General features: G+C 42.5%; 24 protein-coding genes and 1 pseudogene. 15 read left to right on the plus strand and 10 right to left on the minus strand.

Annotated features, from left to right (window positions below; all coding sequences use genetic code 11):
- Nucleotides 1-6 precede the first annotated feature (6 nt).
- The 3 genes from yidD to rpmH form a co-directional block, all read right to left on the minus strand.
- Nucleotides 7-387 (minus strand): membrane protein insertion efficiency factor YidD, encoded by a 381-nt coding sequence (gene yidD / locus PN836_RS13140; RefSeq protein ID WP_395338990.1) that lies wholly within the window; start codon nucleotides 385-387, stop codon nucleotides 7-9.
- Nucleotides 378-698 (minus strand): ribonuclease P protein component, encoded by a 321-nt coding sequence (rnpA, locus tag PN836_RS13145; protein ID WP_415926374.1) that lies wholly within the window; start codon nucleotides 696-698, stop codon nucleotides 378-380. Before rnpA ends, yidD begins: the two co-directional genes overlap by 10 nt.
- An 87-nt stretch (nucleotides 699-785) precedes the next feature.
- Nucleotides 786-920, minus strand: a complete 135-nt coding sequence (gene rpmH / locus PN836_RS13150; RefSeq protein ID WP_084407325.1) for a 50S ribosomal protein L34 — start codon at nucleotides 918-920, stop codon at nucleotides 786-788.
- A 563-nt stretch (nucleotides 921-1,483) separates the two neighbouring features.
- Between rpmH and dnaA the strand changes: the two genes are divergently transcribed.
- The 6 genes from dnaA to PN836_RS13180 all read left to right on the plus strand — a co-directional run bounded on the left by dnaA (nucleotide 1,484) and on the right by PN836_RS13180 (nucleotide 9,893).
- A complete protein-coding gene (gene dnaA / locus PN836_RS13155; RefSeq protein WP_395338994.1) occupies nucleotides 1,484-2,971 on the plus strand; it encodes a chromosomal replication initiator protein DnaA in 1,488 nt (495 codons plus the stop codon).
- 21 nt (nucleotides 2,972-2,992) lie between these two features.
- Nucleotides 2,993-4,120, plus strand: coding sequence for a DNA polymerase III subunit beta (dnaN, locus tag PN836_RS13160; protein WP_395338996.1), 1,128 nt, complete (start codon nucleotides 2,993-2,995; stop codon nucleotides 4,118-4,120).
- A 36-nt stretch (nucleotides 4,121-4,156) separates the two neighbouring features.
- Complete coding sequence (gene recF / locus PN836_RS13165; RefSeq protein WP_395338997.1) at nucleotides 4,157-5,251, plus strand: DNA replication/repair protein RecF; 1,095 nt, start codon at nucleotides 4,157-4,159, stop codon at nucleotides 5,249-5,251.
- Between the two features lie 2 nt (nucleotides 5,252-5,253).
- On the plus strand, nucleotides 5,254-7,668 hold the full coding sequence (gene gyrB / locus PN836_RS13170) for a DNA topoisomerase (ATP-hydrolyzing) subunit B (RefSeq protein WP_395338999.1): 2,415 nt from the start codon (nucleotides 5,254-5,256) through the stop codon (nucleotides 7,666-7,668).
- Nucleotides 7,669-8,187: 519 nt separating this feature from the next.
- Nucleotides 8,188-9,024, plus strand: coding sequence for a DUF432 domain-containing protein (locus tag PN836_RS13175; protein ID WP_395339000.1), 837 nt, complete (start codon nucleotides 8,188-8,190; stop codon nucleotides 9,022-9,024).
- Nucleotides 9,025-9,041: 17 nt separating this feature from the next.
- A complete protein-coding gene (locus tag PN836_RS13180) occupies nucleotides 9,042-9,893 on the plus strand; it encodes a mechanosensitive ion channel family protein (RefSeq protein ID WP_395339002.1) in 852 nt (283 codons plus the stop codon).
- Nucleotides 9,894-10,136: 243 nt separating this feature from the next.
- On the opposite strand, the pseudogene PN836_RS13185 reads toward PN836_RS13180, so the two are convergent.
- Nucleotides 10,137-10,346 (minus strand): annotated as a pseudogene (locus tag PN836_RS13185) (transposase zinc-binding domain-containing protein); the annotation flags it as partial.
- A 220-nt stretch (nucleotides 10,347-10,566) separates the two neighbouring features.
- Here PN836_RS13185 and PN836_RS13190 point away from each other — a divergent pair.
- From PN836_RS13190 to PN836_RS13225, 8 genes are all read left to right on the plus strand, one after another.
- Nucleotides 10,567-11,094: a Na+/H+ antiporter subunit E gene (locus PN836_RS13190; RefSeq protein WP_395339003.1), complete on the plus strand. Its 528-nt coding sequence runs from the start codon at nucleotides 10,567-10,569 to the stop codon at nucleotides 11,092-11,094.
- Nucleotides 11,095-11,097: 3 nt separating this feature from the next.
- Entirely contained in the window at nucleotides 11,098-11,361 is a 264-nt protein-coding gene (locus PN836_RS13195) for a monovalent cation/H+ antiporter complex subunit F (RefSeq protein ID WP_395339005.1), read from the plus strand.
- The gene (mnhG, locus tag PN836_RS13200; RefSeq protein ID WP_395339007.1) at nucleotides 11,351-11,674 is read left to right on the plus strand and encodes a monovalent cation/H(+) antiporter subunit G; all 324 of its coding nucleotides are present in this window, start codon (nucleotides 11,351-11,353) and stop codon (nucleotides 11,672-11,674) included. The genes PN836_RS13195 and mnhG overlap by 11 nt, the downstream gene beginning before the upstream one ends.
- A gap of 4 nt (nucleotides 11,675-11,678) precedes the next feature.
- The gene (locus tag PN836_RS13205) at nucleotides 11,679-11,924 is read left to right on the plus strand and encodes a hydrogenase subunit MbhD domain-containing protein (protein ID WP_395339009.1); all 246 of its coding nucleotides are present in this window, start codon (nucleotides 11,679-11,681) and stop codon (nucleotides 11,922-11,924) included.
- Nucleotides 11,917-12,600, plus strand: a complete 684-nt coding sequence (gene mbhE, locus PN836_RS13210; RefSeq protein ID WP_395339011.1) for a hydrogen gas-evolving membrane-bound hydrogenase subunit E — start codon at nucleotides 11,917-11,919, stop codon at nucleotides 12,598-12,600. The genes PN836_RS13205 and mbhE overlap by 8 nt, the downstream gene beginning before the upstream one ends.
- Complete coding sequence (locus PN836_RS13215; protein WP_395339012.1) at nucleotides 12,597-12,908, plus strand: NADH-quinone oxidoreductase subunit K; 312 nt, start codon at nucleotides 12,597-12,599, stop codon at nucleotides 12,906-12,908. Before mbhE ends, PN836_RS13215 begins: the two co-directional genes overlap by 4 nt.
- Nucleotides 12,898-14,358 carry a complex I subunit 5 family protein gene (locus PN836_RS13220; protein WP_395339014.1) on the plus strand — a complete coding sequence of 487 codons (1,461 nt, stop codon included), beginning with the start codon at nucleotides 12,898-12,900 and terminating at the stop codon, nucleotides 14,356-14,358. Before PN836_RS13215 ends, PN836_RS13220 begins: the two co-directional genes overlap by 11 nt.
- A 78-nt stretch (nucleotides 14,359-14,436) precedes the next feature.
- Nucleotides 14,437-17,559 carry a complex I subunit 5 family protein gene (locus tag PN836_RS13225; RefSeq protein ID WP_395339016.1) on the plus strand — a complete coding sequence of 1,041 codons (3,123 nt, stop codon included), beginning with the start codon at nucleotides 14,437-14,439 and terminating at the stop codon, nucleotides 17,557-17,559.
- Between the two features lie 352 nt (nucleotides 17,560-17,911).
- Here PN836_RS13225 and PN836_RS13230 read toward each other — a convergent pair whose 3' ends face one another.
- The 6 genes from PN836_RS13230 to PN836_RS13255 form a co-directional block, all read right to left on the minus strand.
- Complete coding sequence (locus PN836_RS13230; protein ID WP_395339018.1) at nucleotides 17,912-18,370, minus strand: hypothetical protein; 459 nt, start codon at nucleotides 18,368-18,370, stop codon at nucleotides 17,912-17,914.
- 5 nt (nucleotides 18,371-18,375) lie between these two features.
- Nucleotides 18,376-20,484, minus strand: a complete 2,109-nt coding sequence (gene glyS / locus PN836_RS13235) for a glycine--tRNA ligase subunit beta (protein WP_395339020.1) — start codon at nucleotides 20,482-20,484, stop codon at nucleotides 18,376-18,378.
- A gap of 4 nt (nucleotides 20,485-20,488) precedes the next feature.
- Nucleotides 20,489-21,424 carry a glycine--tRNA ligase subunit alpha gene (gene glyQ / locus PN836_RS13240; RefSeq protein WP_395339022.1) on the minus strand — a complete coding sequence of 312 codons (936 nt, stop codon included), beginning with the start codon at nucleotides 21,422-21,424 and terminating at the stop codon, nucleotides 20,489-20,491.
- A gap of 91 nt (nucleotides 21,425-21,515) precedes the next feature.
- The gene (locus PN836_RS13245; protein ID WP_395339023.1) at nucleotides 21,516-21,983 is read right to left on the minus strand and encodes a DUF2489 domain-containing protein; all 468 of its coding nucleotides are present in this window, start codon (nucleotides 21,981-21,983) and stop codon (nucleotides 21,516-21,518) included.
- A gap of 11 nt (nucleotides 21,984-21,994) precedes the next feature.
- Nucleotides 21,995-22,540 (minus strand): Der GTPase-activating protein YihI, encoded by a 546-nt coding sequence (yihI, locus tag PN836_RS13250; RefSeq protein WP_395339025.1) that lies wholly within the window; start codon nucleotides 22,538-22,540, stop codon nucleotides 21,995-21,997.
- Nucleotides 22,541-22,885: 345 nt separating this feature from the next.
- Nucleotides 22,886-23,509, minus strand: coding sequence for a c-type cytochrome (locus PN836_RS13255; protein WP_395339027.1), 624 nt, complete (start codon nucleotides 23,507-23,509; stop codon nucleotides 22,886-22,888).
- Between the two features lie 192 nt (nucleotides 23,510-23,701).
- On the opposite strand from PN836_RS13255, the gene yihA reads away from it, so the two are divergent.
- Nucleotides 23,702-24,319, plus strand: coding sequence for a ribosome biogenesis GTP-binding protein YihA/YsxC (gene yihA / locus PN836_RS13260; RefSeq protein WP_395339029.1), 618 nt, complete (start codon nucleotides 23,702-23,704; stop codon nucleotides 24,317-24,319).
- The last annotated feature ends 97 nt before the right edge of the window (nucleotides 24,320-24,416 follow it).

Consider the following 24,416-nt stretch of genomic DNA (forward strand, 5'->3'; position numbering starts at 1 on the left):
AATCTCTCATCTATCCAATGTTAATTTTTGTTGTGTTTGCCGCTTTGATGTACTTTGCTGCTCATTGCTCTGAATTATGTCAGGAGCGAGCTGTTGAGTATGTTCAATACCCGCATGGTTGTTCTTGGGTTCAGGCACATAATCGAAGCCACCCGGATGTAGAGGATGACATTTCACAATTCGTTTCATGGTAAGCATAGTGCCGCGCATTAAACCATGTGTAGTTAAGGCTTGGCGAGCATAACATGAGCAAGAAGGGTGAAAACGACAGTTCTGTCCGAGCAAAGGCGACATATAGCTACGATAAAAATCGATGGCGCCAATGAACGGCTTGCTGAGGACGCCGTTCATGGTGGTTGCTGTCTTTGTCGGTAACTTCACTGACATCGTTGTTTCATTCTTTTCCAAAGTGATGATAACTGTTTATGCAAAGCTGCATTGCTTAAATCAGCAACACCATGCTTGGCGATGACAATAATATCAATATTCGGGAAAGCATGCGCATTTAATCGAAAGCTTTCGCGGATGCATCGTTTGATACGGTTGCGTTGAACCGCCAACTTTACCTTCTTCTTCGGTACGGTGATACCCAATCGTGCTCTACCGCAATCGTTGAATCGCGCTAAAATAGTTATTGTAGGGGAACCAGCAGGAATAGCTTTGGAAAATACAAACGAAAACTGCGAGGGAGCCAACAAACGTGACTCCCTCGAAAATGTTTTGGGAATTTGACTCACGATGGGTGAGTATTACAGTGTTAAACGCTAAATGCTCTAGGCAAAGCCTTATGCAGAGAGACGTTTTCTGCCTTTTGCTCTGCGGTTCGCTAATACTTTACGACCGTTTTTAGTGGCCATGCGAGCACGGAAACCGTGAGAACGCTTACGCTTTAAATTACTGGGTTGAAAAGTTCTTTTCATGACCTGCTCTCGATAAAAAGTTTAATATTAGGACGGATTTTACGCTTTACATTTACTCTGTTGCCGTTGCAAAGCTACCTCACCTGTTTTCTAGGGACGCGAATAGTAGTGATCTAGCGCATTAAAGTCAAGGATATTACTGGAAAATATTGAAGCTTTAGTCGCAAAAAAGTGAGTGAACACGGTTGCACGCATTTTAACCTGAGTTGATGTCGCGCTTTAAAATATCCACAGGCAGGGTAATTTACCACATATTATCCACAGAATGACAATAAACTTGCTTTTAGGGAATGCTATTGGAAAACTTTTTCGCGTACTGATTTTTGGCGAAAGTATTGCTCATAATTTTATAAATGTATTTCAGCTTTCTTTATATAAATTAATAATATATCGTCTATTCAGGATCTTAAGATTGATTTATTGCTTTTCTTAAAGTATCCGCTGATTTACGTAATATTTTGTACAAATTTGCTGTGGATAAAACATCTACTTTATCCTATCATCTACATCCTACGGGGCATCTTGCTTTATAAAATCTCATTCAATCACTCACGGGGCGAATTTTGTCTATTAGCTGGGATAAGTGCCTAGATTTACTGAAACAAGAGCTATCAGCCGAACAGTTTAATATGTGGCTAAAGCCACTTAAATCAAATTTCGATGGCGAGGCATTGCACTTATATGCGGCAAACCGTTTTGTGTTGTCATGGGTAAAGGATGAATACTACCAACTTATATCGGCGACGCTTACTCAATTGTATGGAGAAAATGCCCCCTCTCTCTTTATCACTGAAGGAAGAGGAAATACTTCGGCTTCGCCAGGCTCAAGGCAAATGCAGGGAGCGCAAGTATCAGTAAGTGATCAAAGTGGCTTTGATAATGCGGTCAAAGACAAGCATGCAGAGCGTCATTACGCAAGCAGTGCAATTGATAACCGAACATTGTCTATTCATAACGCTTTGCAAGTACCAATGGAACGAAGAGCTACGCCTCGTGTTGCTGATTCAGCAGTTTCCAAGCTTGCTAATCACAAAAGCAATATTAAAGCTGAGTATACTTTTGAAAACTTCGTAGAGGGCAAGTCTAACCAGCTTGCGAGAGCAGCAGCTGTGCAAGTAGCTGAAAATCCCGGTCATTCTTACAATCCACTCTTTTTGTATGGCGGTACAGGTTTAGGTAAAACGCATTTAATACATGCCGTTGGCAATGGAATAATTGCAAACAAAAAGAATGCAAAAATTGTCTATATGCATTCAGAGCGCTTCGTTCAGGATATGGTTAAGGCACTTCAGAATAATGCAATTGAAGATTTCAAGCGTTTCTATCGCTCAGTTGATGCTCTACTGATTGACGATATCCAGTTTTTTGCAAAAAAAGAGCGCTCTCAAGAAGAGTTTTTTCATACCTTTAATGCTTTGCTCGAAGGTAATCAACAAATCATTTTGACCTCAGATCGTTATCCTAAAGAGATAGATGGCGTAGAAGATAGATTAAAATCCCGTTTTGGCTGGGGTTTGACTGTGGTAATTGAGCCGCCAGAACTAGAGACGCGCGTGGCGATTTTAATGCGCAAAGCGCACGAAAATAGAATTGACCTACCCAATGAAGTTGCATTTTTTATTGCAAAACGCTTGCGTTCTAATGTACGTGAATTGGAAGGAGCGCTAAATCGTGTCATTGCCAATGCTAATTTTACTGGCAGGCCAATTACCATTGATTTTGTGCGAGAAGCACTGCGAGATTTACTTGCCTTGCAAGATAAGTTAGTTACTATTGATAACATTATAAAAACCGTTGCTGATTACTATAAAATTAAAGTATCGGATATACTGTCAAAAAGAAGAACGCGAAGCGTTGCTAGGCCACGGCAAATGGCAATGGCCTTATCGAAAGAATTGACTAACCAAAGTTTGCCAGAAATTGGAAACGCCTTCGGTGGCAAAGATCACACCACAGTGCTTCACGCAGTGCGCAAGGTTGCTGAGTTGCGAAAAGAAGACCGTGATGTGTTGGAAGACTATAAAAACTTAATTCGAACCCTATCGTCCTAAGCACATAATTGAGAATAAAAAATGAATTTTACGATTAGCCGCGAAAGTTTTCTTCAACCTTTACAGTTGGTGTCGGGTGCCGTTGAACGTCGCCACACGCTGCCTATTTTGGCAAATGTGCTTTTAAAAGTGAACGACGGTTCACTGTGGATGACGGGAACGGATCTAGAAGTTGAGTTAATCGCAAATATCGCATTGTCTGGTGAACACACTGACGGGCAAATCACAGTGCCAGCTAAAAAGTTAGTAGACATTGTAAGAGGTTTACCCGATGACGTGTCTATTGTATTTGAATTAAGCGACAATAAAGCCGTGCTAAGATCTGGCAGAGCCCGTTATTCTCTATCCACACTTTCGGCAGATGATTATCCCAATCTTGAGGATTGGGAAGGTGAAAGCGAATTTGAAATTAGTCAGCAGACCTTGAAAGACCTCATTGATTCGGTTCAGTTTTCAATGGCTCAGCAAGATGTGCGTTATTATTTAAATGGTATGAGTCTAGAGACCGGAGAAAATGAGGTCAGGTCAGTCGCCACAGATGGGCACAGGTTGGCAATGGCGGTGCATGAGTTTGACGGTGGGCAGCTTCCGGTTAAGCAAGTGATTATTCCTCGCAAAGGGGTAATGGAAATTTCACGCCTAATCGATGAGTCAGATGCAAATATTAAAGTGCAACTTGGCTCAAATCATATTCGTATTTTTAGCAGTTCTTTTATTTTCACTAGTAAGCTTGTGGATGGCCGTTTTCCTGATTACAACCGGGTGGTTCCAAAAAACAGTGACAAGGGCCTAGTGGTTGATCGCGACCTGATTAAAAGTGCTTTTTCGCGCGCAATGATTTTGACAAATGAAAAGTTTAAGGGCGTCAGACTTAACCTTGAACCGAATGAACTTAAAATCACTGCCACCAATCCCGAACAAGAGCAAGCGGAAGAAATTATCGACGTAGAGTATGCTGGTGAGTCACTTGAAATAGGTTTCAATGTCGCTTATTTGATTGATGCATTGAACGCAATCGATTCATACTCAGTCATTTTTAAGCTGTCTGATTCGAACGCTAGTGCATTAGTTCTTGGGATGAGCAAAGTCGGTGACGAGCTTGTCGAGGACGAATCATCTCAGTACGTTATTATGCCCATGAGACTTTAGTAAAGATGCTGTCATTCTGACTGATATCTTCTTTTCATGCATATTACTCAGTTGCGGCTGTCTGACTTCCGCAATTTCCAATCTTTAGAGCTATCACCTAGCCCTTCCTTTAACCTCTTATATGGATTAAATGGAGCCGGAAAGTCGTCGGTAATAGAAGCCATTTATTTACTCGGTTTTGGTCGTTCATTTCGCTCCAGTAAAGCAGATAGCATTATCAAGTATGAGTCGCAAAGCGCCAGCAGCTTTTGTCGATTTGATGATGAGGGACATTTGTCTTCATTAGGATTAATGAGAATAAAAAATGATGGTTTCTCACTCAGCATTGATGGCGAAAAAACAAAACGGATATCGGACCTGGCGAGAAGGCTGCCCATCCAAATTTTCACTCCACAGAGTAGCGATCTCATTTTAGGCGCACCGATGTTGCGTAGACGCTTCCTCGACTGGTTATTGTTTCACGTGGAACAATCATTTTATTTTGCTTCACAAAGCTATGCTCATGCATTAAGGCAACGAAACGCCTTATTAAAATTAAGTGATGTCCAAGATCTTCAAGGCTTCATGGATCAAGATGTATGGCGAGATATATTGATTGAACATGGCATGACTATAAATGAAAGGCGTAAGCACTATCTGGCGCGTCTTAATAAAGAATTAAAGCATCTATATAGTGTATTTAGACCTGATGTAGAGATTGAATTAAGATATAATCAGGGATGGGATAATGCATTGTCTTTAGCGGACGCGATTCATTCCAAGGTTCATCGAGATTTGTTGAAGGGGTCTAGCTCAGTTGGGCCACACAAAGCAGATATTCAATTCCTGGTAAATGGAAAAGCGGCGTCTGAGTTTCTGTCTCGCGGTCAGCTGAGAGTATTAGTTTCTCTTTTGTTGACTGCACAGGTGAAAGTCTTAAAGTCCATAACCAAAAAGAGCTGTATATTTTTAGTAGATGATATTGCGGCGGAATTAGACATAAATACTCGTGAGTTTTTCCTTGATACAATTGCTTCGGAAAACGCACAAATATTTGTGACTGCAATTGAAAAAGAGCAGCTAAATTTTGCTAAGAAGTATAACAATAATAAAGTGTTTCACGTGGAACATGATAGCGTGAACGAGGAGTAAAGATGTCTGAGAATAATTACGATTCATCCAGTATCAAAGTGTTAAAAGGTTTAGATGCCGTGCGCAAACGCCCTGGTATGTATATCGGCGATACTGATGATGGAACTGGTTTACATCATATGGTGTTTGAAGTCGTCGATAACTCGATAGACGAGGCATTAGCAGGACACTGCAACGATATCGTAATCAAGATTCATTCAGACAATTCTGTTTCGGTGAGTGATGACGGCCGAGGGATCCCAACTGAAATTCATCCTGAAGAGGGTGTATCTGCCGCAGAAGTTATCATGACGGTATTGCACGCAGGTGGTAAGTTCGATGATAACTCTTACAAAGTATCAGGCGGTCTTCACGGCGTAGGCGTTTCGGTTGTCAACGCGTTATCAAAAAAACTGACCATGTCTATCCGCAGAGGTGGAAAAGTATACGAACAAGAATATAGCATGGGCGTTCCTGTGGCGCCTTTAGGGCCTGTTGCCGATACTGATAAAACAGGCACTACTATAAGATTCTGGCCAAGCGAGGAAACCTTCACTAATGTTGAGTTTCATTACGACATCCTTGCCAAACGTATTCGAGAGCTTTCATTCTTGAATTCAGGTGTTTCGATCATTCTTGAAGATGAGCGAGACGGAAGAAAAGACCATTTCCATTACGAAGGTGGAATACAAGCCTTTGTTGCCTACTTAAATAAAAACAAAAATTCTATTCACCCAAGCGCGTTTTATTTCAGTCTAGAACGAGAGGACGGTATTTCTGTTGAAGTCGCCATGCAATGGAATGACGGCTTTCAAGAAAACATATTTTGCTTCACCAATAATATCCCTCAACGAGACGGCGGTACTCATTTGGCCGGGTTCAGAGGCGCCCTAACGCGTACTTTGAATAATTACATGGAGAAAGAGGGTTACAACAAAAAGCACAAAACTAGCGCTAGTGGCGATGATGCACGAGAGGGACTTACTGCTATCATTTCAGTGAAAGTGCCCGATCCTAAGTTTTCATCACAAACTAAAGACAAACTCGTTTCGTCGGAAGTAAAATCAGCGGTTGAAAGCGCTATGGGTGAACAACTCGCCGACTTCCTAATCGAGAATCCAACGGACAGTAAAATTATTATCAATAAGATAATAGATGCTGCACGAGCGCGCGAAGCGGCGCGAAAAGCCAGAGAGATGACTCGGCGAAAAGGCGCGCTTGACCTAGCTGGTTTACCTGGCAAGTTAGCAGACTGCCAAGAAAAAGACCCTGCGCTTTCTGAATTGTACATAGTGGAGGGAGATTCAGCGGGTGGTTCTGCGAAGCAAGGACGAAATCGTAAAAACCAGGCTATTTTGCCATTGAAAGGTAAGATCCTAAATGTTGAAAAAGCACGTTTTGATAAGATGCTGTCATCTCAAGAAGTCGCAACCCTAATAACCGCACTAGGTTGTGGTATTGGCAGAGATGAATACGATCCAGATAAGCTGCGCTATCACAGCATTATCATCATGACTGACGCAGATGTAGATGGTTCGCATATTCGAACGCTACTACTGACCTTCTTTTACCGCCAAATGCCAGAAATGATCGAGCGTGGGCATATATTCATTGCTCAGCCCCCTCTTTATAAAATTAAAAAGGGCAAACAAGAACAGTATTTAAAAGATGAACCCGCTTTAACAGACCACCTCACCAACATTGCCGTTGACGGCGCAAGTTTGTTTGTTAGCGAATCAGCTCCGCCAATCCAGGGGCTCGCCTTAGAGAACATGGTTCGCCTTTATCAGACAACACTTAGTATGATAGGACGCATGAGTAGACGTATGCCAGAGTCTTTGCTCAAACAGCTCATTTATTCTGATGTGATAGACACAGACTTGATGAATGATAAGTTAAAACTACAGTTGCTAGGTGAAGAGTTGGTGGAAAAACTCAGTAGTGCGGAAGATGATGGTCAAAGCTTTTTATTTGAAGTTCGCTTGGATGTGAATTCTAAAAACGAGCTAGTTATTATCATGAAGAAGCATGGGATAGATTATGAATATATAATCAATTCTGAATTTATGAGCTCACCTGAATATCAAAAAATTATGCAGCTTAATCAAACGATCAATAATCTGATGGAAGAGGGGGCGTATATTAAACGCGGTGAGAAGACCCTAGCGGTGTCGGTATTTGAAGAAGCATTAGAGTGGTTAATGTCCGAAGCCAAGCGTGGACAATACATTCAGCGATATAAAGGGCTGGGGGAAATGAATCCTGAGCAACTATGGGAAACTACCATGGATCCAGATTCTCGCCGTATGCTACAAGTTACCATAGAAGATGCTATTGCTTCAGACCAGCTCTTTACCACTTTAATGGGTGATCAAGTTGAGCCTCGACGAGAGTTTATTGAGCGAAATGCTTTGAATGTTGAGAATTTAGACGTTTAGATGGCTATTTAAGAACTCGTTGTAGCCTTTATGTCGGTAAGCGATTGACCAAACTCACACTCCTTGCATGATAAGGCTGGTCAAACTGCGTATCTTCTTTATCAGCAAGTTTAGGGCTGTTCTTTGCTCGCTGTGATGCCGTTACATGTGCTCGAAGGCCGCTGTCGGGAGCAAATACACCAAAAATCGGGTGAGGTTGAGTCTAGGTGGTGGAATGCTCGCCACTTGTTTGCCAATGAAATCCATGGAGTCAAAAAACATGTTAAGTGCCATCTTGAAAGGGGTTCACGTACCCGTTCTTTTGGTATTCAATTCATAACGCACTTTGGCATAGCCTACAAACCTTGCAGTTTTTAAAGTGCGTCGCTGAAACTGATAACAAGCTTCGAAGACGCCTAAAGCTATCACAAATAACCTATCTTAGCGCTTAATTTTTCGAGGAAAATATTAGATTTATTGCGAAATCATAAGATTGCATCTATTCTCTCGACTACCCACATTATTGTTTGAATGTTCCAAATGCCATTAACAAACAGCAAGGTAAGCAAAGACTCTCCGTCTTGGTGGGGCGAGCACCATTTTGAGCTCAATGAGCTAAAGACATGGCGTTTTCGCGAGCGCTATTTTTCAATAAAGCGTACAGAAAATGAATGGACAGTGTCGAATAAGGAAACGCAAAAAGAAGAGGAGTGCGTGATACAGCTTGATTCTAAGCCTCAAGATAATTCGGATTCAAACCAACAAGAGTTTCTACAAGGCGTTTCTAATCAGCGTTTCATGTTAGGTAAAACTAAACCATCGCTGTTTATAGAACCCTCTTTAGCTGACCGAGCCATGATTGCTAGACCGAGCACAGCATTAAACGTACTTCCAGGAGAAAGTGTCACGTTTTTCGTAAGCTCGCCTTTATGGTTTACCATTTATCTATCACAAGAAGAAACGCCTTTAAGTGATTTACCTTTCTGGCGTCCGTCCGACTCTTGGTTTGGCCCATCCACCATGCAAGGCGATTTGTGCTATGCAAAATTTACCGATGCGAAAACCGAATTTGCCCAACTCGATAGAAGGGAAAACAGAGCATTAACTCGCGTCACAATCACGAACGAGCAAGACACAACGCTTGCCGTTCAGCGGATCAATCTTCCAGTACCTAAGCTCAAGCTATATCACGATAGCGATAAACAGTTTTGGACCGATGACGTCAATATTTTGCAGCAAATGGAGCATAATCAGGCAGTGTCTTCTGTAAAGCATACGCCTCCTCTGCCAGCAACTGACTATGTACTTGTCTCTGAGTCTCGAGAGCTTAGCAAAAAAAGCTCTTTGTTTACTACAATCAAAAGCCTAATAGCTTAAGAGCGCAGCAAATTTATATGATCAATAACATCTCACTTGAGCTATTAGAACGCTTTTATGTCTTAGATATCACTAAGGCCTTAGTCATTATCGTGGTCGGCTACTTTATTGCTAGATTCATTAGCAATTTAGTCCTCAAGTTCAATTTTGCGAATCTGACAACGCACACCAAAGTGTTGGTGCGCCGTGGTGTTTTCTATTTCATTATGGTGCTCATGCTGATGTCTGCACTTCGAGAACTCGGTTTCGATTTAAGTGTTATTTTGGGCGCGGCAGGTATTTTAAGTGTGGCAATCGGATTTGCATCTCAGACTTCTGCATCAAATCTGATTAGCGGTTTATTTTTGATGCTCGAGAGACCTTTTTCTATCGGTGATATTGTTAGAGTAGAGCAGACCACCGGCGAAGTGATATCCATAGATTTACTATCAGTGAAACTGCGAACCTTTGACAATTTGTTCGTTCGTATACCCAATGAATCGATGATCAAAACACAGGTCACTACCTTAACCCGCTTTCCTATCAGACGTGTCGACATTAGCGTTGGAATAGCTTACAAAGAAGATGTTGAAAGAGTAAAAGCTCTATTACATGAAATTGCAGACAAAAATCCATTGTCACTTAATGAGCCTACACCTCTGTTTATTCTACAAGGTTTTGGTACTTCATCTGTCGATATCTTGTTTTGTGTGTGGTCAAAACGAGAAAACTTTCTGACCTTGAAAAATGAAATGTATCAATCTATCAAACAGGCCTTTGACGAGCAAGATATTGAGATTCCCTTTCCTCACCTCAGCCTGTATTCAGGTGAAGCAAGTAAACCCGTTCGAGTGGAGATGACGGAGTCAAACGAACAAGAGAAACCATAGATAATCCAAATTTTATCTTTCTGATGTTATAGCCGCTTGTTCCATTTCTCGTATCGGTCACTTGATAATATCAGTGTTAAAAAATCGTTCTTACTCGCTGGTCAACGGACTTTGTGTCGGTAAGCGATTAACAAGCCTCATACTCCATGCATGATACGGCTTGTCAGACTACGTATCTTCATTGCTCAATTCACTTGGACTTCTTACGAGTATCAACCGTAGGCTAATGGATAAGCTTTAGGGCCATAGTCTTATAAGATAAACCTTCAGCACATCATCTACCAACAAAGCTACACTTTCTGCCATTCTTCTAGCGCCTTAGCTTGAGCAGAAACCTCGGTGCTTGCAACTAAACGTGACCAGCTTCTCATGTTCGCATTCACCACATACAACGCGAAAAAATCTTTACTCAAGGCGTCCACAACCCAAGAATTTATCAAATCGTGTTGATATTCTGCATTCGCTTTTGCCAGGTTACATCGAGCCAATTGTCATTCAGTGAGCCCTCAATAAAGCGGTTAGTTTGCCCGTAGACGCTAAGTAATATTTGCCAGAAATGAATTTGTGCACTATTCTGAAACTTGCGTAAAACCAATCAATTATATAGTTGCGATGTTGTTCACCATGAATTTCTCATTAGGCCTGTACAAGCTATTACGTGGATAGGAAGGTAATGAATAAAACCATTGTGTTACTCATTGCCGCTCCCATTTTTTGGCTCATTCTAAGCGATCTTGATTTTGCGTCGCTAAGTGTGGGGACTGTATTTATTGGTTTATCTGTTTTTGCTTTGCATTATTTGTCAACTGACATTCAGGGCAACAAAGCGGCCTATCAAATCCAACCTTTGCGTATCCCTCACTTCACCGTCTATTTTTTACATCAATCTATATTAGGTGGCCTCGATATCTCAAAGCGTGCGCTCAGCGCTAATTTATCCTTGTCTCCCGAACTTGTTCGCTACCCCATTCGAAAAGAATTAGAGGGGTCTCCAACCAGTGTATTGTTGACTATTATAAGTCTTATGCCGGGTTCATTAAGCGTACTTAGAGACTCAAAGGAACTTGTAGTCCACACATTAACAGCGCCTGAACAGACTAGAACTGACTTACTCAACTGCGAGAATCAGGTTGCCAAACTATTTAATATAGCTGTTCCAGCCAACACACAAAGTAGAGGTTTAGATGACGAAGATTACTAAGAGATGAATTCCTTTTTGCTTGTTGCACTTGTGCTATTAAAACTTTGTCTAATTGTAGGTTTGTTTCGCGTTTGGTCGAGTTCTGACAAGGTAAATGGACTTTTAGCTGCGCAGCTTTTTGGCACCATCGTAATCACCAGCACCTTAGTGCTAGGAGTTTTGAGTGGCAAATCCTCGTTAATTGACCTTTCGCTTGTATTGGCTTTACTCGCCTCTATCACCGTTATTGCATTTTTGAAACTAGCAGACACTCAAGATGGTGATTGATTTTATTAGTGTCGTTTTTATCAGTGTTGGACTTGTGTTTTTCATTGCCGGCACAGTCGGGCTTATCAGATTCCCTGACGTTTATAGCAGACTCCATGCGCTTACTAAAGCAGACAACTTGGGCTTAGGTTTCATCGTTTTTGGCGTTATTATTCAAATGAATAATGTGCCTGATATGGCAAAAGCTATCGTTGTTTGGATCCTCGTTCTGCTTGCCAGTGCAACGAGTTGTCACCTCATTGCCAGGCGTCAGTATTCTAAAAAGCGCAGTCCGAATCAGGACGATGCTGACTCAACTTCAAGGAAAAGATAAAGATATGGACATGTTGTACGACTTGGTTTTATGTGGTTTGGTCCTAATTGTGGCAGGCTCGATATTCCTAGTTAAACGAGTGTTTACTTCCATCCTGCTGTTTATTTGTCTTGGTCTTATTATCACCTTATGCTGGATTCGACTAAATGCGGTAGATGTGGCGATAGCCGAAGCGGCAATTGGCGCTGGATTGACAGGCGCAATGCTAGTTGCAGCATGGCGTAAACTCGGTGCCGAAGAAAGTGACTGAAACAATCGCACCTGCTTCACAAAAATTGCTTAAAGCCATTATTGTCATTAGTGTTTTATGTCTCGTTATTGCGCTTTTGTATGCAATGTCCGCTCCGCTCCCCGATCAAAGACTCGTGCATACACTTGTTCAAGATAACCTTTCGCAATCTGGTGTCACTAACCCAGTCACTGCGGTTTTACTTAATTTTAGAGCTTACGATACCTTAATTGAATTTGCGGTATTTTACTGTGTCACGATTGCTGTAATGCCATTTTTATCAGAATCAATGATAAGCAATGTAAATAACGATAAAGACCTAGTATTGCTTCAAACTTGCCGTATATTTATCCCACCGACTATTCTGGTTGCCGGTTATTTACTGTGGATTGGAGCATCTGCACCTGGCGGCGCATTTCAAGCGGCTGCTTTGCTAGCAGGCACTTTAGTGTTGCTCTCACTTGCCAATATTCAGCACCTAGACGTTGAAAAAAATGGTAGTAAATTCGTGATAGTGGGCGGTCTTTTGGCGTTTTGTACTGTGTTTATCTCGACTATAATTATTGGCAACGCCCCGCTTCAATACCCTGTTAAACTAGCGGGGTTAATTGTTATCCTCGTAGAATTCTTTGCAACGTTTGCTGTCGCTTTGTCCCTTTTTGTATGTTTTGAAACGATTCACAAGGGCCACGTATGAGCGCTTTAACCAGCATTAATATTTACTTTGTTTGCGCGATACTCCTTCTCGCTATTGGTCTGCTTGGTTTTTTGCTTAATGTAGATTTCATCAGGAAGATTCTCGGTTTAAACATTATTGGCATTGCCATTTTTATGTTTTTACTCGCCATTTCAAATGGAAATGAGGGAGTGATAGATCCTGTGCCTCACGCGATGGTACTGACTGGCATTGTTATAGCGGCAGCGGGAACGGCTCTAGGTTTGAATTTAGCGTCAAAGGTCGTGCGATTAAAACGCATTGCTAAAGGGCAAAAAAATGTCGATTGATGCCGAATACCTACTGACGTGTTTGCTAATGCTTCCGCTATTTTCATCGGTGATATGTTTTGCTATTTCCCCCAGAAAACCATCTATTTGGTTAAATACTTTAGTGTCAGGCGCCTTGCTCTTGGCAGCCGTGAGCTTGGCTTTTACACTTTTCGCTGCTGGCTCTCCTATATCAATTATGCTTGGAGGATGGGAAGCAACATTAGGCATTCGGCTTTACATAGACGGCCTAAGAAGCATCATGTTGTTGTTAACAGCTACCGTTGGCTTTGCTACAGCGATATATGCGCATTCTTACTTTACAGATAAACAAACTGCTACTCGATTTTGGCCGCTGTGGTGGCTGTTAGTTGCAGGCCTTAATGGCATTTTTAGCACCGGTGATATTTTTACGATTTATATCATGCTGGAGCTTATCGGTATCTCCGCGGTCTGTCTGATAGCACTCAATGACTCTCAAAATTCAATGAATGCCGCCTATCAATATCTGTTAGTGGGTTTATTTGGTTCTCTGTCATATTTATTTGGTGTTGCACTGTTGTATAGAACATATGGCACCCTAGACATTTTAACTTTGACTGACCTATTAGTAGAAAACACCTCTACTTACTTAGCAATGGCGTTTTGCACTGTTGGCATGCTCTTAAAATGCGCCGTTTTTCCACTACATTTTTGGCTACCAGCCGCCCACTCAAATGCGTTTGCACCGATTAGTGCAGCTTTATCTGCCCTTGTAATTAAAGCTGCATTTTTTGTTATATTTATCTTTTGGTACGATTTGGCAAGAGATATCACCAATACGCTTGCAAACAACTTTTTGGCTACACTTGGGGCGTTGGCCGTTCTGTATGGGTCATTTAAGGCCTTTACTTCACCTCGACTTAAACTGCTCATTGCGTATAGCACGGTTGCCCAAATCGGCTATTTATTTTTAGTATTTCCGCTTGTCGAGGCCTCTCCGGAGCAAGCGAAAGTTGCCGTAATGTATTTCATTGTTGCTCACGCATGCGCAAAAGCTGCCATGTTTATGGCAGCGGGCGTTATTCAAAAAGCATTGGGACACGACCGTCTTGCAGATATGCAAGGTGTGACGACTAAGTTGCCTCTTACTGTGCTTGTATTTGCTGTCACAGGCGCAAGCTTAATTGGCATTCCACCAACCGGTGGCTTTATTGCCAAGTGGTTAATGATTACGCTTGCAGTCGAACAAGGAAAATGGATATGGGTTGCTGTTCTTTTCACAGGTGGTTTACTTGCAAGCGCCTACTTATTTAGGGTGCTTAACTTAGCATTTTTAATCAAAGATGATTCTGCTCAAGCAGATACGTCGATCAATGCCAAATATTACAACTTGGCGACTATGTCCAGTGCTATTGTTTTAGCGTTCGTCACGATTGCAATTGGCCTTAATGCACTGTGGCTAACAAACCTGACAAGTTCGCTAGGCTGAGGGTTATCTAACACAATGACATTAAGCACATGGCTTCCTCTAATTATCCTGCTAGTGCCTTTACTGACAGCGTGTAGCATGTTTTTCATTGCTGAGCATCAAGAGCGGTTAAGAACCGGTCTTAATTTGGGCACCGCTTTTATCAATATCTTTCTTATTCTGCTGCTAATCAATGGCGTATACGATGGACAGGTATTCGAAGCCAGAATACCCTTATTGCCAGACATTAGCTTGGTATTTAATGCCGACCCGTTATCGCTGATGTTTGTGACCTTATCTGGTGTGCTGTGGTTTTTCACGACTATTTATGCCATCGGCTACTTTAAAAAAGGAGGGCAACGAAGTCGATTTTTCGGGTTCTTTAGCTTATGCGTATTTGCCACCTTAGGCATCGCGCTAGCCGGTAACCTCATTACCTTTCTCATTTTCTACGAATTGCTTACCCTTGCAACGTATCCGCTTATCATGCACAAGGGCAATGCAGCGTCGCATCATTCTGGCAAAGTGTATCTGCGTTATACCATGGTGGGCGGCGCGCTTTTGCTGGTAGGTGTAGTCTGGCTAAAAAGTTTAGTTGGCTCAGTCGATTTTGACGATGCTGCGCGCCTTTTGTATTTAGCCGAAACTGACAGCACAAGCCTCACGCTTATATTCTTATTGATGCTGGCAGGTCTTGGCGTAAAAGCTGCGCTATTTCCGCTTCATGGCTGGTTACCCAGAGCTATGGCAGCGCCTGCCCCCGTAAGCTCTTTATTACATGCAGTCGCAGTAGTTAAAGCAGGTGCATTTGGCATAATACGGCTTGTTTATGATGTTTACGGCATAGACTTAACCGATAAACTTAACATGCTTGATTTAATTTTAGTGCTAGCAAGCATTACCATTATCTACGGTTCGCTTAGGGCAATTTCTCAGTCAGATATTAAGAAAAGATTGGCTTACTCTACGGTCAGTCAAGTCTCATATATTGCCTTAGGTGTGGCGCTAGCTGGGCCCTTTGCGGCTTTAGGTGCAATCGTCCACTTAGTTCATCAAGGATTGATGAAAATCACCATGTTTTTCTGTGCAGGTAATCTGGCGGAAACTCACCATATTTATACCGTCGAAAAGCTAAACGGTATAGCAAAGAAAATGCCTATTACCATGTCTGCATTTACCTTAGCTATTTTCGGAATGATAGGGATGCCGCCGCTTGCTGGATTTGTCTCCAAATGGTACTTGGGTGCTGGTGCATTACAAAGCGACACAATGTGGGTACAAGCAGTGCTGTTGGGTAGTAGCTTGCTAAATGCAATTTACTTCTTACCACTTGTTTATCGCGCTTGGTTTCTGCCTTACCAAGAAACAGAATATGCACATAAAGGCGATGCCGGGTGGATGATGCTTCTTCCACCTATTGTCAGTATATCTTTAGCGATGCTGTCGGGCCTTATTGCAGCAAGTGCCTTTAGTCCCCTAGCGTGGGCTCGGCATATTGCTGGCGCTCGTCAGTTTGTGTTTGATCTCCCGAATTTACCCATTGCAGTTTTTGAGAGCCATAGTTTATGGCTATTATTGCCTGTTATGCTGCCATTAGTAGTTGTATTGGCTTTAGTTGTCAGCAAAAAACAGCTATTAGGAAAAGTTGCTTTTCCCGTAATTTCCGTTTGTGCATGTGGTATTGCCTACTTGCTGCCTGATGCTCAATTGCACATTGACTTTCTGTTTATGCGCAGCGTTTTAGTGTTAGATGATATCAGTCGGCCATTTTTAATTATGGCGGGCTTGTTATGGCTATTTGCAAGCTTATACGCCTTATTTTATCTTCATCTTGGCAAACAGATATGCACGTTTTTCATTATGTTTGGCTTTTGCATGAGCGGCGCAATGGGACTAACGCTCAGCCAAGATATGTTTGGCTTTATCACATTCTTTACGATCATGAGTTTGGCATCTTATGTGCTCATCATTCTGTCAATGAGTGATGAGGCCAAAGCTGCTGCCAGCACATACATCAAATATGTAATAGCTGGTGAGCTGGCGCTATTTGCCGCTTTCACAAGCTTGTTTTGGTATAACTATAGTAGTGGAACGATATCAGATACGACGTCGTGGGTACTGGTACTTGGCTTAATTATTGGGTTTGGTATCAAAATTGGATTGTTTGGGCTGCATCAATGGTTGCCACTTGCTCATCCTGTCGCAGCCATTCCTGCCAGCGCGCTCTTGAGCGGATTTATGGTCAAAGCAGGTGTTATTGGTTTACTTAAATTTTATCCGCGAACAGAAGAATTCGCTTGGGGAGGAACGGTTTTAATCGTTTGTGGAACGATAGGAGCAGTGTACGGCGTACTAAAAGGATTAACGCAACAAAATCCGAAAGCGGTTCTTGCTTATTCAACGGTTAGTCAAGTGGGTGTCATTTCAGCAATACTGGGAAGCTATTTTTGGCTTGAGCAGCACCAACCGATATTGCTGACGGCGCTTATTTTCTATTGCTTTCATCATGCTATTGCAAAATGCACATTGTTCTTATCAGTAGGTTTAATAGGAAATTTACGTCAACGATCATTGTTACGCATGACCTCATATATTGCGATACTGATTCCTGCCTTATCGCTTATTGGTTTACCCTTGTTAAGTGGCTTTTACGCCAAGAACGACTTAAAAATAATTTTTGTTGATGAACCTATGGTCAAGTATGCGCTTTCCATAAGCTCCTTTCTGACGGGGCTGATCATGCTTCATTTTTTAAAAGTGATGCGCTACAAAGCCGCCAATTCGTCGCCAGAACCATACCGCACTGGTATAGCGTTAACAGTGGTTTGTTTAGGAGCAGCGTTAGTGCTGTTGTTCTTGCCATTCAGCATTCCAACCTTCAGTAATGTATTGCCAAATATTATTGAAGCTGGTACGAGTTTGCTCGTGTTTGCCTTATCCCTTGCTGTATATTTTGGATGTAAAAGACTGATATCTTTTGACCCTGGCGCCAAGCAAACGAATGAAGGTTTGCCTTTTTATGGCGTAATTTATCAAGCTGTTGACCAAATTGGGACTAAAACACAAGCGCTTATATTTGACTATTGGAATGCATATATCAGGACTGCATTTCATCAACGCACGAGCCCTAGAGAGTCAACGGGTGAAACGATGCAATCAATCTATGTTTCATGTTTAATCATTGGTTTATGCGCGCTTATGTATTTAGCGTTCCTCTTGTAATGAATTCACGTGGTTGATGCTGCCACATGTACTCGAAGGCCGCTTTGCCATTGAAATCGATGACTTTGATAAACCTCTAAGCGTCGACATTTAAACCTAATCCGTTTAGCCTAAAAAGAAAGACTACAAGTGATTTCAGGTTGGTTGACACTAAAGCTGAGATATATGTGTTGTGCTGAACTCAGTTCATCATATTTGAGATTTTGGTAATCTTAAATCATCGGCTTTGAGACTTTAAGCAAAACAGATAACCTCAGAATTGTTGAACCTCTCGAAATCTAGTCGTTTCACAGTTCTAGCGGTACTGAGCGCCGTTTCTTAAACAGGGTTCAGGTTACTTATTGATTTAAAACTAGTTTTTAGAAATTGTTAACTCTGGGTAGCGATCATTCGACACATCTAATTGAAATCGATAACTTGCCGTTTCATTCGGTATAAACTGTAAATTCAAAGAGTCACTAAAACAATATAGCTCTACATCATCATCTAGCTCAATCGGAGCTGTTTTTTCGGCTAAACCACAATTATAGGCGGGTGACCATGAGCCATCTGCCACTTTGAAGTCATAGGGTTGGCCGTCGGCGATAAGTTCAAGATCGACATAAAGCTTTTCGTCACTCATTTTAACAAACTTAAATGCCTCTGAGGCCTCCCACCAATTGAAAACGCCACGAAGGTAAACTTCGCTGTAGTCTTTTTCCGGCTCAGATGTAAACAACTCTGAGCCTGTGGGAACTGCACACGCACTGAGTAGGGCAGAAATGCTTAGGGCTAACGATAATTGGCGAATTGTTTTAGTACTTCCAAGCATAGGTTTTACGACGCTGAATTTAACAGTGAAATATCGGCGATGGATAAAAACAGCGTGCGAACATTGGCAATCAAACGAATTCGATTCATCTTTACCTGTTCGTCGTCAGCCATAATCATCACCTTATCAAAAAAGTCGTCCAACGGCTGTTTCAAGCCACTTAGGTATTCTAAGCTGCTTGCAGTGGAATAAGAATCCTTTTGCGCTGTATTGAGTTGCACTTCAGCGAGTTTATCGTATAACGCAGTTTCTTCTGCTTGATTAAATAGCTTAGCATCAACCTCTTGCATGGTATTAATGGCTACATCGTTCTTACGCAATATATTTGCCACGCGTTTGTTCGCTTCGATTAAACTTGATGCACTTGGGCTATTGCTAAACTCTGAAACTGCAGTTACACGATGGTGGATGTCAGCGATGGAAACTTCGTGCATGCTCAGGTTGGCAGCCATAACTGCATTTACCACATCCGTGTTAATTCCCTGATCGTGATAGAAAGGTTTAAGGCGATCGCTTAAGAAAGCACACACCTGTGTTACAGTATCTTTATTCTGTAATAAGGCGCCAAACTCACTGCTAACAAGCTCTACCACTTGTTTTATGCTCAGATTCAAATTAAAAGATTGAATGATTCTCAAAATGCCTATGGCACTGCGGCGAAGAGCAAAGGGATCCTTATCGCCCTTAGGCAACATGTATACCCCAAATATACCTACAAGCGTATCTAATTTTTCGCAAAGTGAAAGCAGCATTCCGGTTTTGGTTTCTGGCAAACGGTCGTTAGCAAAGCGCGGCAAATATTGCTCTTCAATTGCTTGCGCAACTTCGATAGCTTCACCGTCATGGATGGCGTAGTGTTTGCCCATCACGCCTTGAACACTGGGGAACTCCATCACCATTTCAGAGGCTAAATCGGCTTTAGCTAAAAGCGCAGCTCTATGTGCATGCTTTAAGGTGCTGCCATCAAGCTCAAGCGCTAGACCAATGGATTGCGTTGTACTGGCGATGCGCTGACTTCTATCGGCAACACTGCCGAGTGACTTTTGAAACAAGATCTCTTTAAGCTTGGCAGTTTTGGCTTCAAGCGTGGTCTTTTTATCCGTTTCAAAAAAGAACTCTGCGTCAGATAGTCGTGGGCGGATCACTTTTTCGTTTCCAGAAATTACCTGACTTGGATCTTTGCTTTCGATATTAGAGACAAACAAAAAGGAAGAGGATAGCTCGCCATCGTCAGTCAATAGGGGAACATATTTTTGATCGTCTTTCATCGTATAGATTAAGGCTTCTTTGGGTACTGCTAAGAAACCTTCTTCAAATTTAGCCTTGAGCACTACCGGCCATTCGACCAATGAAGATATTTCTTCAAGGAGCTGTTCGTTGAAATCGGGCTTTAGTCCAAGCGCACTGGCTCTGTCTTTTAACTGCGACTCAATTTTGTCCATGCGCTTAGCGTAGTCTGCAATGACAAACTGCTCCATCATGGCTTGTTCATAATCATCGGCATGGTCAAGGGTAAAACGATGGGCTCCGTGGAAGCGATGACCAGAAAGCGAATTGCTTGAATCAATATCAAGTATGCGGGCAGGGATGACTTCGTCACCATACATTATGGTGAGTGTATGAACCGGTCTTATAAATTCAGCATCAGAGTCACCCCAGCGCATTGCTTTTGGGATGGGTAGCGCTTTAAGCGTGCTGTGTATAACATCTTCAATGACAGCCTCAAGCGATTGTCCTTTCACTATTGCCTTGTGCATCAGCCATTCGCCCTTGTCAGTTTTAAGCCGACCTGCTTGGGTAACTTCAATGCCGTTTGCCATTGCCCAACCAGAAGCCGCTTTCGTCGGGTTTCCGTCTGAGTCAAAAGCGGCGCTTACTGCGGGTCCACGTTTTTCGACTTCTTTATCATCTTGAACGCGCTGACATGATTGTAAACTTACTGCTAAACGACGCGGTGCGCCATACACATGCGCCGATGAAAAAGAAAAACCGCGTTTGCTAAGGTTCTCTTGAATGCCTTTGCCGAAACTATCGCTTAAGCTCTTCAAGGCCTTTGGAGGTAGCTCTTCAGTACCAAGTTCAATCAAAAGGGTGTTAAGTCTGTCTTGAGTCATTCGCTTACTTGGCTCCTACAGCGACATTATCATCAGGCACTTGGCTCTGACATAGCGGAAATCCTAAAGCTTCACGAGAGTCATAATACATTTGAGCAACCGCTTTGGATAAACTGCGTACTCGAAGTATATAGCCTTGGCGCTCAGTCACCGATACTGCGTGTCGAGCATCGAGCATGTTAAAAGCGTGAGAGGCTTTCATTACTTGTTCGTATGCAGGCAAAGGGAGTTTAGCTTCAATCAACTTTTCGCAAGCCTGTTCGCATTGGTCGAAGCTTTCAAATAAAAATGCGACATTGGCGTGTTCAAAATTATAGGCCGATTGTTCTTTTTCATTTTGTAAAAATACATCGCCGTAAGTTACCGTACCAAACGGGCCTATCGTCCAGATTAAGTCATATATACTGTCAACGCCTTGCATATACATTGCGAGTCGTTCAAGCCCATATGTGATTTCACCTGTGACGGGTTTGCACTCCAGCCCGCCGACTTGTTGAAAATACGTAAACTGCGTGACTTCCATACCGTTAAGCCAGACTTCCCATCCCAGGCCCCAAGCGCCAAGGGTAGGGGATTCCCAGTTATCTTCAACAAAGCGCACATCGTGAATGAGTGGGTCAAAGCCCAGCGCCTTTAGCGAGCCTAAATACAACTCTTGAATATTATCAGGGGAAGGCTTGAGCATGACTTGAAATTGATAGTAGTGCTGAAGACGATTGGGATTTTCGCCGTATCGACCGTCAGTAGGACGGCGACAAGGTTGTACGTAAGCACTGTTCATTGGTTCTGGACCGAGTGAACGCAAGAAAGTCATGGGATGAAAGGTGCCAGCACCCACTTCCATATCAAGGGGCTGTATAATGACGCAGCCTTGGTTTGCCCAATAATCCTGCAGAGCCTGTATCAAGCCTTGGAAGGTTTTCAAATCGTATTGTTGCATGTTTTGCGCGCTTCTTGTCTACCCATATTAATGAGCCTTTAAAACTGGCGCGTAGTATACCTTGCTTTGATACAAGTTGGTAATGGAGGGCTTATATTTGCGCTTCAAACACCTTTAGCTTCTCGGTTTCAACCAAAATTGCAGACTCGAGCTCACTTTCAAACTGTTCGCGCTCTTTATCTTGTGCGCGTCTTTCCTTCTTTGAAAGCGCTTGGCGAGCTTCATGGGTTGGGTAGTGTTTTACTTTTCCAAACAGCTCGTGAAGGGCTGGGAACTCTTTTTGATAGTCCGGCAATGGGCTAAGAGGAACGGCTTCCAGCATGCTACAGATTCGCACCGCACCCTCAGAAAGATCGCACTGTTGCTGCTGCATGGCAAACGCGATGGTTTGTACACTCTGGTTGATACTATCGAGTCTTTTTTGCCGAGCGTTGAGCTGTCGTTGGTTTTGCGCGTTTAGCATAAACACCAGTCTGCCAGCATAAGCGCCAAGAGCAGTAATGATAAGCGCAGCTACAACAATCAGTATCCAATGTATTGAAGAAAACTCAGTATCCAAGAAAATGCCTGTTAGTCTTTAAAATCGTCTAGCTTTATTGCATCTAGCTGCGCAAAGGGATCAACATCGTCGTCGCTTTGCACATTTTTGGTTGTATCAGAATCATCACGCACATCGTCTGCCTCAATGCCAAGCATGTCACATAGTTCTTTGTGCCTGGCGATCATGAGGTGCAGCCGTTTTGACTCCTGTTCATCTAGCTTGCCGTTTTCTTGCTTCTCTAACAGTATCTCAAGCTCGGGACTGCTCTCAAGTGCATCGAGCTCCTGTTTGGGTGAAACGTATTTTGTCGCACTTTTTACTGGCTTCTTTTCAGAATGCTTATACTTATTAAGATTAATCGCTTTTGTGCTACCAAGCCTTGGGTCGGATTTATCTTTATTCTGACGACTGCTGGACGCATTATCATTAAGTTGCTGACGCGTTCCGGCCTTATTTCCGCTCTTTTTTTTCGATTTGTGCGACTGATCGTCTAAGGCGCGAGGTTTGCGCATCGGCTTATCAGACTTAGATACCCCGATTTTCCCTACTTTGCGGGACTTTTTTGAGTGAGCCATGAGTATTTCTCTTTCGCTATATAAATGGTATGCAAGAACGACGTGCAAGAAAAAAGGTGATACCCGAAGATATCACCTTAATATTAAATCAGTGTCTTGTGACACCTCTCCCGTATAGCACTTCATGTGCTTGTCTCTTTGCTCGTTTTACTTATTTTTATTTTTAACAAAACGCGCAGATTTTGTCGGTCGTCCTTTACGCTTTCTTATTGTTGTTATCATACTCACTTAGATTAGCTATATCAAGCTCAATCATTAAGATGAGCGAATGATACTCACTCTTTAAAATTTTACAACTTATTTACATAACTTTTTCGTATTAAATTTTCGAAGAATAAAAAGTGCTTAATACAAACCTTCTAAATAAGCAGACAAAATGCGAATGTCTTCGTCTGTTAATTTTTTCGCAATGTCTCTCATCATCCCGTTCATGTCGTTGTTTCTTTCCCCTGAACGAAACATTTCAAGTTGCTGCTGAGTGTACTGTGCATGTTGGCCGCCGACAACAGGGAAGCCAGCCAAATTCATACCTGAACCATTCGCACTGTGGCAGGCAATACATGCGGTAATGCCGCGATCAGCATCACCACCACGATACAATGCTTCGCCCGCCGCTATAACATCTTCAGGGGCTGCACCAACCTTCAACTCTTGGCTGGCGAAGTAGGCAGCTAAATCCTTCATATCTTGCTCAGATAAAACCGCAGCCATGCCGTTCATCACTGCATTATTTCGACCTTCTTCTCCGCCTGTTTGCGACGCAAGTTTAAATTCGCTCAATTGCTTGAACAAATAACCTGCATGTTGACCTGCTATTTTGGGATTAAGCGGTATGGCGCTATTTCCATCTGTACCGTGACAAGCTGCGCAGGTAATAGACTTCGCTTTTCCAGCCTCTGGATCACCGTCGATGGCAAGGGCAGTTGCACTTACGAGTACAAGGCCTAAAAGCATACATAATTTCTTCATACTTAATCTCTCTACAGATTCGAATTAACACACTTCGTGTTATGATACGCGCGTATTTTACACTAATACACTGTTAAGAAAACTCTTACCTAGTAATACTATGGATTTAAATACATGATTGGTAAATCATTTCGTACACCAATCGGCAATAAACGTACATTCACAACCAGAAATTTAGCCAGATAGGTGACCATGTCATATTTTAGTCAAGCAAGCTTTCTTACCAGTGCCCCCGATATCTCGCATCTAGAACCTTTTGACGGCATAGAAATAGCCTTTGCTGGACGCTCCAACGCGGGTAAATCGAGTGCCTTAAACAAAATTACTCGTCAAAAAAGTTTAGCCAGAACCAGTAAAACCCCTGGAAGAACGCAGTTGATCAATCTCTTTGAGCTTGACCAGGGAAGGCGTCTAGTCGACTTACCAGGCTACGGTTATGCAAAAGTGCCTATTGCAATGAAGCAAAAATGGCAAAAGTCCTTAGGAGAGTATCTGCAAAAACGAGAATGTCTAAAGGGCTTGGTGGTGTTAATGGATATTCGCCATCCACTGAAAGACCTTGATCAGGATTTAATCTATTGGGCAGTTGACGCTAAATTACCCGTCTTAATTTTGCTGACGAAGGCCGACAAACTCAAAGTGGGTAAGCGAAAAGCACAGGTCTTGATGGTGAGGGAGGCATCGCTTGCGTTCATGGGTGATATTACCGTGCATGCATTTTCTTCATTAAATGGTGTTGGCGTGTCTGAAGCGGAATCGGTTTTGATGAAGTGGTTAAATGTAAATCGCGAAAGTGCAGACGCCGAATGAGCTATTCTGGTCTGACTATTAGACAAGTATTACGCAAAAAAAAGCCTCGACACACCGAGGCTTTACACACTTCAACTTCGTTCTAGGGAGAACAACA

Source organism: Ningiella algicola, assembly GCF_028401415.2.
Classification (GTDB): Bacteria; Pseudomonadota; Gammaproteobacteria; order Enterobacterales; family Alteromonadaceae; genus Glaciecola.